The sequence below is a fragment of the Neobacillus sp. S1115 genome (genome assembly GCF_055385565.1).
Window position 1 is genome coordinate 2,638,269 of the sequence record NZ_AP038275.1, and the last position, 14,361, is coordinate 2,652,629.

At 40.6% G+C, this 14,361-nt stretch carries 15 protein-coding genes; 11 read left to right on the top strand and 4 right to left on the bottom strand.

The window, feature by feature from the left end; all coding sequences use genetic code 11:
- Window positions 1-8 precede the first annotated feature (8 nt).
- Window positions 9-1,004 carry an ABC transporter substrate-binding protein gene (locus ACZ5B7_RS12800; RefSeq protein WP_464494021.1) on the top strand — a complete coding sequence of 332 codons (996 nt, stop codon included), beginning with the start codon at window positions 9-11 and terminating at the stop codon, window positions 1,002-1,004.
- Between the two features lie 71 nt (window positions 1,005-1,075).
- On the opposite strand, the gene ACZ5B7_RS12805 is transcribed toward ACZ5B7_RS12800, so the two are convergent.
- Both ACZ5B7_RS12805 and ACZ5B7_RS12810 read right to left on the bottom strand, forming a co-directional pair.
- Window positions 1,076-1,813: a protein-glutamine gamma-glutamyltransferase gene (locus ACZ5B7_RS12805; RefSeq protein ID WP_464494022.1), complete on the bottom strand. Its 738-nt coding sequence runs from the start codon at window positions 1,811-1,813 to the stop codon at window positions 1,076-1,078.
- A 214-nt stretch (window positions 1,814-2,027) separates the two neighbouring features.
- Window positions 2,028-3,242 (bottom strand): MFS transporter, encoded by a 1,215-nt coding sequence (locus tag ACZ5B7_RS12810; RefSeq protein ID WP_464494023.1) that lies wholly within the window; start codon window positions 3,240-3,242, stop codon window positions 2,028-2,030.
- 163 nt (window positions 3,243-3,405) lie between these two features.
- Here ACZ5B7_RS12810 and ACZ5B7_RS12815 point away from each other — a divergent pair, with 163 nt between their 5' ends.
- On the top strand, window positions 3,406-4,236 hold the full coding sequence (locus ACZ5B7_RS12815) for a hypothetical protein (RefSeq protein ID WP_464494024.1): 831 nt from the start codon (window positions 3,406-3,408) through the stop codon (window positions 4,234-4,236).
- 793 nt (window positions 4,237-5,029) lie between these two features.
- Here ACZ5B7_RS12815 and ACZ5B7_RS12820 read toward each other — a convergent pair.
- Window positions 5,030-5,317, bottom strand: coding sequence for a hypothetical protein (locus ACZ5B7_RS12820; RefSeq protein ID WP_464494025.1), 288 nt, complete (start codon window positions 5,315-5,317; stop codon window positions 5,030-5,032).
- Between the two features lie 190 nt (window positions 5,318-5,507).
- On the opposite strand from ACZ5B7_RS12820, the gene ACZ5B7_RS12825 reads away from it, so the two are divergent.
- The 3 genes from ACZ5B7_RS12825 (at window position 5,508) to ACZ5B7_RS12835 (ending at window position 8,747) form a co-directional block, all read left to right on the top strand.
- Window positions 5,508-6,791: an MFS transporter gene (locus ACZ5B7_RS12825; RefSeq protein WP_464494026.1), complete on the top strand. Its 1,284-nt coding sequence runs from the start codon at window positions 5,508-5,510 to the stop codon at window positions 6,789-6,791.
- 87 nt (window positions 6,792-6,878) lie between these two features.
- A complete protein-coding gene (locus ACZ5B7_RS12830) occupies window positions 6,879-7,196 on the top strand; it encodes a hypothetical protein (protein WP_464494027.1) in 318 nt (105 codons plus the stop codon).
- Window positions 7,197-7,376: 180 nt separating this feature from the next.
- Window positions 7,377-8,747: an MATE family efflux transporter gene (locus ACZ5B7_RS12835; protein WP_464494028.1), complete on the top strand. Its 1,371-nt coding sequence runs from the start codon at window positions 7,377-7,379 to the stop codon at window positions 8,745-8,747.
- A 93-nt stretch (window positions 8,748-8,840) separates the two neighbouring features.
- Here the strand turns inward: ACZ5B7_RS12835 and ACZ5B7_RS12840 are convergent, their stop codons facing one another.
- Window positions 8,841-9,038 (bottom strand): hypothetical protein, encoded by a 198-nt coding sequence (locus tag ACZ5B7_RS12840; RefSeq protein ID WP_213115843.1) that lies wholly within the window; start codon window positions 9,036-9,038, stop codon window positions 8,841-8,843.
- A gap of 288 nt (window positions 9,039-9,326) precedes the next feature.
- Between ACZ5B7_RS12840 and ACZ5B7_RS12845 the strand changes: the two genes are divergently transcribed.
- From ACZ5B7_RS12845 to ACZ5B7_RS12870, 6 genes are all read left to right on the top strand, one after another.
- Entirely contained in the window at window positions 9,327-9,848 is a 522-nt protein-coding gene (locus ACZ5B7_RS12845; RefSeq protein ID WP_423802171.1) for a cupin domain-containing protein, read from the top strand.
- A gap of 112 nt (window positions 9,849-9,960) precedes the next feature.
- Window positions 9,961-10,566, top strand: a complete 606-nt coding sequence (locus ACZ5B7_RS12850) for a TetR/AcrR family transcriptional regulator (protein ID WP_464494029.1) — start codon at window positions 9,961-9,963, stop codon at window positions 10,564-10,566.
- A gap of 197 nt (window positions 10,567-10,763) precedes the next feature.
- Window positions 10,764-10,904 (top strand): YrzI family small protein, encoded by a 141-nt coding sequence (locus ACZ5B7_RS12855; protein ID WP_464494030.1) that lies wholly within the window; start codon window positions 10,764-10,766, stop codon window positions 10,902-10,904.
- Window positions 10,905-11,151: 247 nt separating this feature from the next.
- Window positions 11,152-12,192 carry a tripartite tricarboxylate transporter substrate binding protein gene (locus ACZ5B7_RS12860; protein ID WP_464494031.1) on the top strand — a complete coding sequence of 347 codons (1,041 nt, stop codon included), beginning with the start codon at window positions 11,152-11,154 and terminating at the stop codon, window positions 12,190-12,192.
- 60 nt (window positions 12,193-12,252) lie between these two features.
- On the top strand, window positions 12,253-12,708 hold the full coding sequence (locus tag ACZ5B7_RS12865; protein ID WP_464494032.1) for a tripartite tricarboxylate transporter TctB family protein: 456 nt from the start codon (window positions 12,253-12,255) through the stop codon (window positions 12,706-12,708).
- A 62-nt stretch (window positions 12,709-12,770) separates the two neighbouring features.
- The gene (locus ACZ5B7_RS12870; RefSeq protein WP_423802176.1) at window positions 12,771-14,297 is read left to right on the top strand and encodes a tripartite tricarboxylate transporter permease; all 1,527 of its coding nucleotides are present in this window, start codon (window positions 12,771-12,773) and stop codon (window positions 14,295-14,297) included.
- Window positions 14,298-14,361 lie beyond the last annotated feature (64 nt).

Genomic DNA, 14,361 nt, shown 5'->3' on the forward strand with positions numbered 1-14,361 from the left:
TTATTATTGTGAAAAAAAGTTTATTGGTTATGGTGAGTTTGCTGCTTCTGTTAGTTAGCGCATGCGGGAAGGCAGGGGCCGATAAGTCCCCCGTTAAAGAGGAGGGCCTCCAGAAAGTCAGTTTGATGCTTGACTGGTATCCGAATGCCGTTCACTCGTTTCTTTTTGCAGCACAGGAAAAGGGCTATTTCAAAAAACAAGGACTGGATGTCGACATTCAAATGCCTGCAGACACGAACGATCCTTTAAAACTTGTGGCCGCTGGTAAATTTGACATGGCGATCAGTTACCAGCCGCAGGTATTAGTAGCACGTGGAGAGGATATTCCTGTCCGGTCATTCGCTGCTCTCGTTAGACATCCGCTTAACCAATTAATGGTTGCAGCCGATAGCCCGATTCAATCACCGAAGGATTTGGCTGGACGGACCATCGGCTATCCATCGATTCCCTTAGATGAGGCGATCATTCAAACGATGGTAAAGACAGATGGCGGAGATGCTGGAAAGATAAAAATGGTCGATGTCGGCTGGGACTTGATTCCGGCGATGGCTACGAAAAAAACCGATGCCTTGATTGGCGGTTATATCAATCATGAGAAATTATTGCTTGATAAAGAGGGACACCCAATGCGTACGTTAAATCCAGCAGATTATGGTGTACCAGACTATTATGAATTGGTGCTGGTAGGAAGTGAAAAAGGGTTAAAGGAAAAACCTGAAGTATTTAAGAAGTTTATGGCTGCCGTAAGAGATGGACAAAAATATGTTGCGGACCATCCGGAAGAGGGGCTGTCCATTCTATTAAAGCATGAAGACAAATCATCGCCACTGGAAAAGGACATCGAGACGAAGAGCCTCGAAATTCTGCTGCCGTTGATGGATGCAGGAGATAAACCATTCGGCTACCAGGATTCTGGAGTCTGGGAACATGCTGCTAAATGGCTAAAGGATACCAAAATCATCAATAAAGATATCAAACCAGAAGATGCCTATATTAACTTTTAATAAATAATAATCTTGATGTCATGGTCAGGCACCTTAAGTAGACAAATGTCCACGCGCGGTGCCTGAAACCATTACTGATATGTTAGAAAATATGAATAATTTGGGCGTGATATCATGTTCATCAGGTAGGCTGAGTGGTTGGGGCTGGGTTTTCGTTTTTTGTTTAGGAAGTCTATGATGACTTTGGCGTTTCGGATTCCGATTCCATGGCCATAGTATTGATCGTCGCCAAAATAGATGACATTTTCCGCTCTCCAATGAGGCTCTTTTGGACTGAAATCAGGATTATTGAAATGAAGAGCATCTCCCGGTAAATAATCATCACCGAATTTTTGGTAGATCGGCAAATCCTCATCAAATTGCCAGTCCATTAAATATAGGCGTTCAAACATCAGATCAAACCGTGTTCTGCCAATTGAATAAAGGGTAGCAATATATAAAACAATGGCTATAGCAGTAGAACACTCAAAAGCATATAGCTTTCCGTTTTTTAAGATGTCTAGAATAGCAGTCGAAGGACTTGCCCCTGGCTTCAGTAGGAACCCTCCGTTGCCGAGCCGGTCCCAATATTTTTTATTGCAGATTGCATAGGTAAAGGTTGTAAATATCGCGCCGCTTTTGTTTAATTCACGTGCCGCCCTCATCGTATTAGAGCGAAAAGTCAGTTCGAATTTAAGCTGCTCCACGGTTTGATACGAATAAACCTCTTCATAAGCAGTCATTTGTTTTAAAATGTTCCGCTGTTCTTGGTTGGTGATTTGTTTATAAAGCTCCTCAGCCTTAACAACCTGATTATTGATCCGAATCATTTTCCTTTCCCCCCGAAATCAGATATCAGCCTACGTTTACATTATGAATAATCCCGCTTTGTGACACTAAAAATAATCTTCTATTACTAGTATTAAAAACAAAAAAAGTTAGGACAGGAAACCCTAACTTTTTTAACATTTATGTGTCCCTCTAAGGTGGACAATGTCCACGCGCGGTGCTTGACACCTTTATTGACACCCTTCAATGACACCTTCATTGTGATACCCTCAATGACTGCTTTAAGGATTTCATGTACATGAGCAGAAAGACGAGGGCGCTCATGAATCTAAATACGGTGCTGATGTTTAGGGCGGTGATGATTCCCCCGATTTCGAGCAGCCAGATGCCGATTTGCGGTGCGATGAAGGCGACGAAGGAGAGGAGAACGTTGTAGGTGGTGATGCAATAGGTTCTCTTTTCCTTCGGTGATTGCTCAAGCAATAGGTTAAACAACAGCAGCACGGTCCCTGATACAAAGAATCCCGAAGTCATGCTGACAAACGTTAAATAATAAAGGTTCGTAGATAGAGCATTTAAGAAAGGCGCAGTAGCCATTCCAGCTGCCACCCACACGAGCATTAATGTATTGGATTTTTGATCCGCCCATTTTTTCCAGAGCGGATAGGAAAAAATTTGTACTAGCTGATTCGCAACAGAGAAAATACTAATCCACAGAATCGTGGCATGAGCATATTTTACGTTATAAATATTGAATAGACCCCAAGCCATTTGCCAAGTGAAATTAAAACAAAGGGCAGCAATCAGAAACCATTTATAGCCCCGGTCCTTAAAAATTGACCAATCCATCGAAGAATTCTTCGGTTCCTTCACCTGTTTAGGCTGTATCGTTTCCTTATGCTTCATCAAAAAAACAACTTCCAGTACACCAAAGGCAAAGGCCATAAAAAATAAGGTCTGGTATGCAGCCGCGTTATCTGTTTCTTTCTTCATGACAATTCCGATAATCAGTGTTGTTATCATTCCTACCAACGTTAAAAGCCGGTTACGGTCGCTAAAAAATGTACCTCTTCGTTCTTCGGAAATCATTCCGCTGATTAATGTCTGCCAGCCTACGTTTGAAATGGTACCAGGAACATTCATTAAGGCAATAATCAATAAAAAGGTCCATGCCTGCATGGATGACTGCAAATAAACCACACCAATGAGCAATAAAAACAATACCCTTGCCCAAAGAACCGACAAGGAAACGGTTTTCTTTTGCTCTTCCAACCGATTTAAGATAACGGCAGCAGGTATGGTCATAATGAGGGCGACAAGCGGCGGCAGAGAACTGATTAATCCGACCTGATAATTGCTTGCACCAAGGATGGAAATGGCAAAGATGGGAAAATAATTGCTTGCCAAGTTTGTCGCAACAGTCGAAACCATTCCATGATATATGCTGATTTTTTCATTATAATTACGCATCTGTCTCCACCGTTCATCTTTAAATATACAAAGCTATTATACATCCAAAAATCTTCGTTGCACTAAGTATTTTTCAAAAAATAAACACATCATCACTGTCGCTGTTTTTAGGCCAGTCAAGAAGAACATGCTATAATAAAATACAAATTAATAATGGAAGGATGTGCAATATTTGGCAGCACAGCAGTCTCAATTGACGAAAAAGAAGTCAACCCAATACATACCGCCAATGGGAGAATATGAGAGCTTTCAAAGCGAAGAGGATTTTAAAGGGAAGTTGAAGGAATGGGGGTTGTCAGCAGCAAAAAAAGAATTTTGGTATAAGGACAGAGGATTTCAATGCCTGGTAAGCATAAAAGGCTATGAAATGTACGGAAATCAAAACTACACCCTTGTAATAGAATTTTCAGATGGAACCCTTAGCTGTATTCACCCGGCTTATTTAAAAGAAATGCAGCAGGCAAGTTTCGGGAAGGAAAGCATGCTTACGCTTGAGGATCGGGATGTGAAGGTAGAGGAAGCAGATACCACAGTAAGTGAGGAGGAATCTGCAAAAATCGACCTGGAAAGTAAAGCAGAAACAAAGGAAATCAACACCCAAGCCGAGCCGGCCAAACCGGCAAATGTGAAAGAGGCTAAACCTAAAAAGGAAAAGGCGCCTAAAATAGAGCTGCCTGCAGATAAAGTGCATTTTACAGCCACTGTGAAGCAGTTTGCCCTGACTTACAATGCTTTTAATGAGGAAAACGATGAAGTCGTTGTCCTTGAAAATGTCCAAATCGTCCAGGAAAACCCTCTCGAACTTGGTCTAGCCTGGTGCAGCCACAGCAAAACATTGAAAAAGTTTGAGCTTGCCCCTGGAGATATGCTCGAATTCGATGGGAAGGTGGCCGCAAAAAAACTTGCAAAAGGGAAGGACGCGGCGGATGAGTTCACTGTCGAAGTGCCAGTGTTATATAAAATTAATAATCCTTCAAAAATAACGAAACAATAAAAACAGGGACCTTTATTGGTCCCCCAGGTTGTCGAGAAACTATCGACAGCCTTTTATTTTACTCATATTCTTTAATGATTAACCGCGTTAATTTGATATTATATTATTAATATCAGTCTTTTCAACAAGTCTGTTGATTGGCGCTCCAGGCACTTCGCTTTCCGCGGGCGTGCCGGGGAGCCTCCTCGTCGCTAAAGCTCCTGCGGGGTCTCCCCTGCCCCGTACTCCCGCAGGAGTCTTCGTGTCTTCCGCGCCAATCAACAGTATTTTTCAATAAGGACCTACACCTCACAATAGATAATAAAAATAAGTGGTGAATTCAATGTTCAATCCAAAAGAGTATTGCTATAGTGAATATGAATTTGTTTATATTAATGGATTGGTTGCGGCGACAACCTTTTTCACTTGATTTACAAATAGATTGGTTTCTTTTTCTTCTTAGTTACGGGAATTGAATAATGTAAGAGAACAGGCTCTCCTTATTGCAGTCTCTCAAGATATGAAAAAGATTGCAACATACTTTGCAAGGATGGAAAATGTGTGTTGCAATACTTAGGTTGATTTGCCTCCCTGTTGATTGGAGCGGAGGGCACTCGACTCCTGCGGGATATAGAGGTCACTGGAGACCCCGCAGGCGCCAAAGCGCTGAGGAGGCTCCAGGAGCTCCCCGCGGAAAGCGAGTGCCCGGAGCGGAAATCAACAGGCCAGTTAGCAGGGATAAACAATTAAAGTTTGATAATTTAGGTTTGGACAATATAAAAAATTGCTGAGAAAAATATCCTTTCTCGACGGTTCAATTTGGAAAATACATTTCCATACGGTCACAGCCCTTGCGTAACATGAAGTAGTTTTGAAAATCAGTATTTAGTGATACAGTTTCATAATCCTTAATGGAAATGGAAAATGTTCTTCCATCTTTTTTTGTAAATAAAAGCATTCCATTTAAAAATTGTATTTTATCAAAATGAAACCCATCTCTTTTCCATAAAAAATCTTCGTCCTCATAGTAGTTTAAAACGACCTGCCTATCATGGTAATTCTCAAAAATAGAAAAATTAGATATTCTTTTTTCCAATTTCATCACCTTCCCCTGTAGCTTTATTTTAGTAAAAATGGATGAAGGAACGGGGTGACGGGAATCACAAATAGCAATTATTTCGAGAACTGAAATTTTTTTATATGTAACCGCCTCCATCGGAAATTAGGGAATTCATCTAGGGAAATATGGAGTATAATAAGGGAAATAATCAATACAACAGGGGTATGAAACATTGGAAAAACGAAATAGCAAGTATAGATGGATAGTTTTTACGGCAGTGTTGTTTACGTATTTTATCATTGTAAGTCAAAGAACAGCACCTGGATTAATTTCGGATCAATTAATGAAGGATTTCCATTTACCAGCAGCCACGATTGGTTTGTTGGCAAGTATACAGTTTTTGGCGTATGCTGGACTGCAAATTCCGATTGGGATTTTATCTGACCGTTTGGGTCCAAATTATTTTCTTATTGGCGGAACCCTCCTAACGGGGCTTGGGACAATTATTTATAGTACTGCCTCGAATGAAGTCATCCTTTTTGCTGCAAGATTGCTGGTAGGAATAGGAGATGCCGCCATTTGGGTCAATTTGGTGTTGATTTTAAGCAGGTGGTTTAGAGCCAATGAATTTGTAAAATTGCTTGGCTTAGCAGGAATGGCCGGAAGCTTAGGATTTTTATTGGCGACAGTTCCCTTCTCTGCATTAATTGCCTCCTTTGGCTGGAGACCGCCATTTTTGACAACGGGTATTATTCTCTGCCTTACTGGAATTCTTTTATATTACGTTTTGGTCATGAAGCCAAATCAAATGGGCCTGAACCAAACCAAGCCGCAAAAGTCTTATCTTAAAAAACAGCCGAGGCAGGAAAAAACCTTGGTGATGCTGCGCCGTATTTTTTCAAATCGTCAGGCATGGGCAGCTTTTTTCTGTCATTTTGGAGCGGTAGGGACGTATGTTGGATTTATTGGTTCATGGGCTGTACCATACGGAATGCACGTATATGACATGACAAGATCCGCTGCCAGCCAGCTGGTTATGATTGGCTTGATTGGCGCCATCATCGGTGCGCCTGTAACAAGCTGGTTTTCAGCACGGATTGATTCACTCAAGAGACCATATGTCCTGGTTCATGTTGTTATTTTTCTAAGCTGGACTGTCATTCTGCTTTTCAGTGGAAATCCGCCTGTTTTCCTCCTATATATGCTTTTCTTTTTAATAGGTTACGGAAATGGCGGCAGTACATTAACCTTTGCGGTCGTCCGTCAGTCTTTCCCTATTAAGGAGGTTGGTGTAGTCACAGGATTTGCGAACACAGGGGGGTTTATCAGCGCCGTACTTTTACCGAGCATTTTTGGTAAGGTATTAGACCATTTTCATTCATTCAGTGCAAGTGTGGGGTACCACTATGGGTTTATTATTCCTGCCGCATTCGCGCTGATTGGCTTACTCGGCGGAATGATGATCAAGGAAAATCGGCGCGAAGTGAACAGGCCAAGTGAAGAGGCAATTGTATAAGCTTGGAGTAATTGGGTAATAAGCCTATCCCTCATTCAATTTGGACACATATACTAATTTGTAACCATTTTGAGGAGGAGATAAAGAATGGATAGACAATTAACAATTGGTTTACCAGGCGGAGGTTATGCACCACCTGGTCATCCGGGAATGGGATATCCAGGTGCGCATCCAGGCATGGGTTATCCTGGTTATCCGGGAATGGGCTATCATCACGGCCATGGCGGTTTTTATCCGGGACATGGGTATCATCACGGCCACGGCGGCTATTATCCAGGACATGGGTATCACCACGGCCATGGCGGGTATTATCCGGGCCACGGGTATCACCACGGCCACGGGGGCTATTATCCAGGCCACGGATATCATCACGGCCAAGGTACCTACCAGCCAGGCCAAGGCTGAAAAGGTTAATTAACAGAACAGGTTGTTCGTGAATTAAGCAGGGGCTATGGCTCCTGCTTTTGATTTTTGCGGGCTTATTGTTTAATTATTTTGAACCATAGAAACGAAAATAATAGGGGAAAATGGAACAAATATTTGGTATAATAATTTTTTGAATGTATTTTTAAGGAGTTTACTACCATGAATCAGGCTATCACCTTGAAGGATAAAATAAAACAAATCTTCGTTCTGTTAGTTCCAATTTTAATCACCCAGCTTGGGATGTTTTCCATGGTGTTTTTCAATACGATCATGTCGGGAAAATATCATTCAACCGACCTGGCCGGTGTTGCGATTGGTTCTTCAATTTGGAATCCGATTTTTACAGGCTTGAGCGGCATTCTCCTGGCAGTATCGCCGATTGCTGCACAATATTTTGGCGAAAAAAAGAGCCATGAAATTGCAGCCGTGGTTAAGCATGGTGTGTATCTTTCCATCCTTTTAACATTGGTTATCATTGTTTTTGGTTTCTTTTTATTGGCACCGCTTTTAGTAACGATGAATCTTCCAAGAGGTGTGCAGGATACCGCTTTTAACTATCTTGTCGGGCTTAGTTATGGAATTTTGCCGCTTTTTATTTTTAATGTATTACGCTCGTTTATTTATGCTTTGGGAAAAACCCGTGTTGTTATGGTGATCATGATTTCATCCCTGCCTGTAAATTTTCTCTTAAACTATGTGTTTATTTTTGGCAAATGGGGCTTTCCTGAGTTAGGTGGTGCAGGTGCAGGCTATGCTACATCGATTACCTATTGGGTGATTTTAGCTTTGACGGTTTTGATTGTGTTAAAACAAGAACCGTTCTCTACGTACCCCGTATTTAGCAATATGAAGCAATTTTCGTGGACGAAGTGCAGAGAGATTTTACAAATTGGAGTGCCGATGGGGTTGTCGACGTTTTTTGAAACAAGCATGTTTGCAGTCGTTACTATTTTAATCAGTAAGTTTAATGTAACAACTGTTGCTGCCTATCAATCGGCTTTGAACATCGTGTCGTTCCTGTACATGATACCTATCAGCATTTCAATGGCCCAGACGGTCCTAGTCGGATTTGAAGTGGGTGCCCGCCGCTATAAAGATGCCAAGGTCTATAGCTGGCTAGGTATTGTTTTGGCGGTGATGACTGCGCTTGTGACAGGATTATTTGTGGTGGCTTTTCGCTACAAGGTCGCAGGGTTTTACTCGAATGAGGCGGCGGTTATAAGTTTGACGGCAAACTTCTTAATTTTCGCCCTGTTTTTTCAAATTTCCGATGCCATCCAAGCAACAGCCCAGGCAGCGTTAAGAGGATATAAAGATGTGAATTTGGCCTTTATTATGACATTAGTTGCCTACTGGCTCATCTGTTTGCCTGCTGGATACCTATTGGCACACTATACCGGATTAGGGGCAAGGGGTTACTGGATCGGCCTCACCATCGGTCTCCTTGCCGCAGGAATCGCCTTAGCCATCAGGCTCATCTACATCCAAAAACACAAATTTACTAACGTTGAAATGTTGGAAGTGGGGTAAATCTGCCTGAAACGCTATTTCACTAAATCAATCACTCTGAAATTCTCTTAATAAAATGAAAAGACGCCATTGCATCAGAATGGCGTCTTTTTGTTAAAAAAACTTTTTTATTCCAAATAATTTTAGTAATGGATTTTGGTTTTTATCTGTGATTTGCAGTTCATTCATAACTAATTTTTCTTGATTATCAGTAATCCACTTTTTCAATTCTTGCTTATCTCTGCATTGTGTATAATATGTTTCCCCACCCTTACCAAGAGCATTGACAACATATCTACAAGTGTTCCCCATAATGCCCACCTTTACGTGTGTAATATATTTATATATTGCATTATAGCAGGCTTTTAAAAATAGTCCATCGTTATTTTGTATCAAATTTATACAAATTTTTCATATTCTCCTAGAAGCTGATTCATAGATTTGACTTTTCTCAATAGACAAATTAACATTTAAAAAAATACTTTCGGAGGAAAATTTATCTTACTATTCTATTTATACGTAATATTCCGAAAAGTGTGATCTAAAACCAAAAATAAAAATTATTTTTAAATAGTTATATATGAAGAGGAGTATAAATATATGGATATTCAAATGCTGGAATCTTTGGTGACAAATTTAGGGCTGGAGCCTCATCCTGAAGGCGGTTATTATAAACGAACTTTTGAATCTTCCGAGCAAATATCTGACCAAGAGTTAGCTGTGAATTATAATGGAAAACGAAAGCTGTATACAAGTATTTATTTTGTATTGACGTCTAAAGATGTTTCCCATTTTCATCGGTTGAAGTCAGACGAATTATGGTATTTTCATGGTGGAAGCTCTTTGACTATTCATATCATTCATGAAAATGGAGAATATGAGGAAATTAGGCTTGGGTTGAATTTTAACAATGGCGAAGTTCCGCAAGCGCTTGTCCCCAAAAACGCTATTTTCGGTTCATCAGTCATGGAGAAAGAAACATGCTCGCTAGTAGGCTGCATGGTTTCACCTGGCTTTGATTTTCAGGATTTTGAATTGTTTACACAGGACGAGCTATTGCAAAAATATCCACAGCATAGAGAAATCATTTTGAAACTAGCGTATAAAGAATTGCCAGAATAAATTATATGTAGAAAAATGATGAATTCATTGATAATTTATGGTGATTAAAACTATAATTAAAATAAACCGACTGGTCATAATATTTTTTCATACAGCAAAAGGGGGAACAGCCATGGCGCCAATTGTATCCGACTCCTATAAAGAAAAAAAGCGTAAAGAGATATTGGATAGCGCTCTTGTCTGCTTTGCTCAGAAAGGATTCCTAGTTGCTACCGTTGACGACATTGTGCAGCATTCCGGAATTAGCAAAGGAGCCATCTATAATTATTTCAAAAGCAAAGATGAAATTTTTCTGGAATTGATGAAGGCGAGTACAGAAGCTACGTATGAAAAACTAACCGGCGAATTGGGGAAATGCACCAATTCTATAGATAAAATAATACATCTATTTGATATGTATTTATCACCAAATGATCGAGAAGATATCGGCAATATTGTTGTCCACGATGAATTTAAACTTCATGCCTCTCGTTACCCAGAATTATTGGAAAAATTAAACCAGCGAAGACACGAGTATTTTATCCAGCTTTTTTCACAAATCATAAAAGAGGGTCAGCAGTCAGGTGAGATAAAGAAGGACCTGAAGCCAGACATTTATGCCAATGTATTTTGGTCGATGATTGATGGGGCAATGATTCAAACGATCTATCCCGACTTTCCATGTAATGATGTAATTAACGAGATGAGGGAAATGTTTTTAAGAAAAATTAAGGCTTAGCCTGAAAAGAACCGGATGTGGAACGTATTTGTTCTTCATGCGGTTTTTCAGAAATTTCAGCGCAAAATCATTGAATTCAGCATAAATATATAATAAAATCAAAATAGACTCAATAGTCTATTTTGAAGGGTATCTTTTTTTAGAGACTAAATAAACCGACTGGTCATTTTAAAAAGTGAAAGAAAGGTGGGTAAATTATGACTCTAAATATTTTGTTTTTAACCATCACCATCACAAAACGAACAAAAAGTTTAAAAGAGGCAGTACAGGATGATTATATAGAAAAACTACATGATGCGAATAAAAATCAACGTATTTCGATGAGATATTTTAAATAATCATAGAGGTTAGGGCAGAGGCCCTAGCTTTTTTTTTGCTAAGTTGGACCGGATGAATGGTCTCAAGAGGTCCGCTTAACGAAATTTTGAGGCACGAGAACCGTCCCCACGCCTCATTCCACGCCTCATTGTGAACAAAATGAACAAAATGATTAATAAGGTTTTAATGCTGTTTAAGTATATAAACTTTCAATATTCTAAATTTTTTGTAGAATTAGGTAAACGTTTACAAGGGGGAATTAAAAAGATGTTTAGTTTCAAAAAATTTTCAACAGTGGTGACTGCGGGAGCATTGGCGTTAAGCCTTGCTGCATGTAGCAGCGGTGCCAGCAAAGAAACTTCAAGTCCAGCAGCAAAAAAAGAAGAAGGGACAGGCTATCCAACAAAAGCTATTACCGTTGTGGCACCATCCGGGGCAGGCGGCGGCTGGGATTTAACAGCACGCTCCTTCACAAAAATCTTAAGCGAAACCAAATTGGTGGAGCAGCCGTTAACGGTTGAAAACAAGCCGGGCGGCGGTGGTGCCGTGTTTATGGCGGAATACGCCACACAGCAAGCAACAAACAATGACATGCTGTTTGTCAACTCACCGCCAATCATTATTAACAATCTGAAAAAAGAAGGTAACAGCCCATATGGTTATAAAAACACTACACCATTGGCACAGCTGACAAAGGATTATGGAGCAATCGTTGTAAAAGCGGATTCAAAATTCAAAGATTTAAAGTCTGTATTAGATGAAGTGAAGAAAGATCCTACTAAACTAACATTTGCCGGCGGTTCCGCACCTGGCTCAATGGACCACTTGATTTCTATTCTTCCGGCCTTTAAATACGGAGTGGACCCAACCAAAATCAAATACGTTTCCTATGATGGCGGCGGTGAGGCAATTACTGCATTGCTAGGCGGTAACGCAGACGTGATCGGCACAGATGCTTCAAGCGTGAAAGAATTCTTAAAAGCAGGCAAGGTTCGTGTATTGGCGATTACTTCAACTGAACGTTTAGGCGGCGATTTCAAGGACATTCCAACCGCTAAAGAACAGGGTGTAGATGCAGAGTTCACGATTTGGCGCGGCGTGTTTGGTCCGGAAAAAATGTCTAAAGAAGCAAAAACTTATTGGGAAAAAACTATCGACAAGCTGGTTCAGTCACCTGAATGGAAAAAAGAAGTTGAAACACAAGGATGGGAATTGGAATACAAAAACAGCGCTGACTTCCAAAAATTCTTAGGAGATCAGGATAAGCAAGTCAAAGAATTATTAACAGCATTAGGCATGCAGAAGTAATAAAGGCGGGAAGGAGTAACTTTTCTCCTTCCCTTATTTTTTCAAAAAGGAGGACTTCGAATGGAATTGAAATTCGACCGTATTGCGTCAGTCCTGTTTCTTGCAGTAGGCGTATTGTTCATCATCGGCAGCCGGCATATTGCCAGTTCATCTTACGGAAGCGTGGTCGGGCCGGATATTTTCCCGCTCGTCCTTGGAAACGTGCTCGTATTGTTAAGTATTCGCTTGTTTTTTGAGACATTCCAAAACAAAAACAAGCAGGAAAATAAAGAAAAATTAGAATACAAAACATTCATCATTATTTTTATTGCGACTTTGCTTTATATTTTAACGTTGGAATCCATTGGTTATGTAATCACCACATTCTTATTTTTATTTGTCTGCTTTCAAACGATGGAACGTTCAAAATGGATCAATTCGGTTATCATCTCAGCAGCATTTTCTGGACTTGTTTACTTTTTATTCGTGGAGGTTTTAAAAGGGACACTGCCAGGCTGGCCAATTTGGTTCTCGTAGGTTTGAAGCAAAAGACCTTATGCATTTAAGGAAATGTCAGCTTTTTAGAAAGGAGTACGGACATGGGTATACTTGATTATTTATTACAAGGTTTTGGAACAGCACTTATCTGGTATAATATCATCTTTGCTTTTGTCGGGGTTTTAATCGGTACCGCGGTTGGGGTGCTTCCGGGAATTGGACCTATGAGCGGTGTCGCGCTCTTGATTCCAGTAACAGCATCGATAACCGGCGGACTTCCGCCGGAGCAGGCAGCAACCAGCGCCATCATTCTTCTTGCTGGTGTCTACTACGGGGCGATGTATGGGGGTTCGACAACTTCGATTCTATTAAATACACCGGGAGAATCGTCCTCCGTTGTGACGACCCTGGACGGTTATCAAATGGCGAAAAAAGGAAGAGCGGGGAGCGCCCTTTCGATTGCGGCAATCGGCTCGTTCTTTGCCGGGATCGTTACAATTATCGCACTTATTTTATTAGCAAAGCCATTATCAAACGTCGCTCTTAAATTTGGTCCGGCAGAATATTTTTCACTTATGCTTCTTGGGCTTGGGGCGGTCAGCGGATTGGCTGGAAAATCGGTAACGAAAGCGTTGATTATGACGGTTTGCGGTCTTTTGCTAGGAACGATTGGAATTGACAATGTTTCGGGGATTGCCCGGTTTACCTTCGAGATCCCATGGTTATACCAGGGAATTGAGTTTTTGACACTCGCGGTCGGTTTATTTGCACTTGGTGAGGTGTTCAAAACCATCCTTGAAAAAGAAGAGGATGACGGAGAAATTGCCAAAATCAACAATATGCTGCCGTCCAAGGAAGAATTCAAGGAGTCTGCAGCTCCAATTGTCCGCGGATCACTACTTGGCTTTTTCGTCGGTATTCTACCGGGGGCAGGAGCAACACTCGCATCGTTCTTCTCTTATCTGCTAGAAAAAAAGATTTCAAAGAAACCTGAAAAATTTGGAACAGGTACGATTGCTGGAGTTGCTGCTCCTGAATCCGCTAATAACGCTGCATCAGGCGGAGCGATGATCCCATTATTGACACTAGGTATTCCGGGTTCTGGGACTACTGCTATCTTGATGGGGGCACTGATGATGTACAATGTCCAACCGGGTCCATTATTATTTGAAGACCATCCACAAGTGGCGTGGGGCTTAATTGCCAGTATGTTTATCGGAAATTTTATGCTATTAATCTTAAATCTGCCTCTAGTAAAAGTTTTTGCAAAAATTATTGAGACACCAAAGAAGTACTTGATTCCAATGATTATTGCCATTTCGATTTTCGGTGTTTATGCAGTCCAAGTATCGACTTACGATTTACTTTTATTATTAGCCTCCGGTGTTCTTGGTTACTTTTTAAGCAAAAATGATTATCCGATTGCTCCACTTGTTCTTGGACTTGTTTTAGGCCCAATGGTTGAGAATAACCTTAGAAGAGCATTGACCATTTCGAATGGTGATTATACGGTATTTCTTTCCCGCCCAATTTCATTAATTTTTCTATTAATCACCTTATTATGGCTCGTCGTGCCATTCATGATGAAGCGCAGGGGCAAAGAGGTTATCATTAATGTTGAGGGATAAATCTGAAGATTACAAAAAACTCCTTTTTAAAGGAGTTTTTTTAATATATTATTAAGATAGAGGT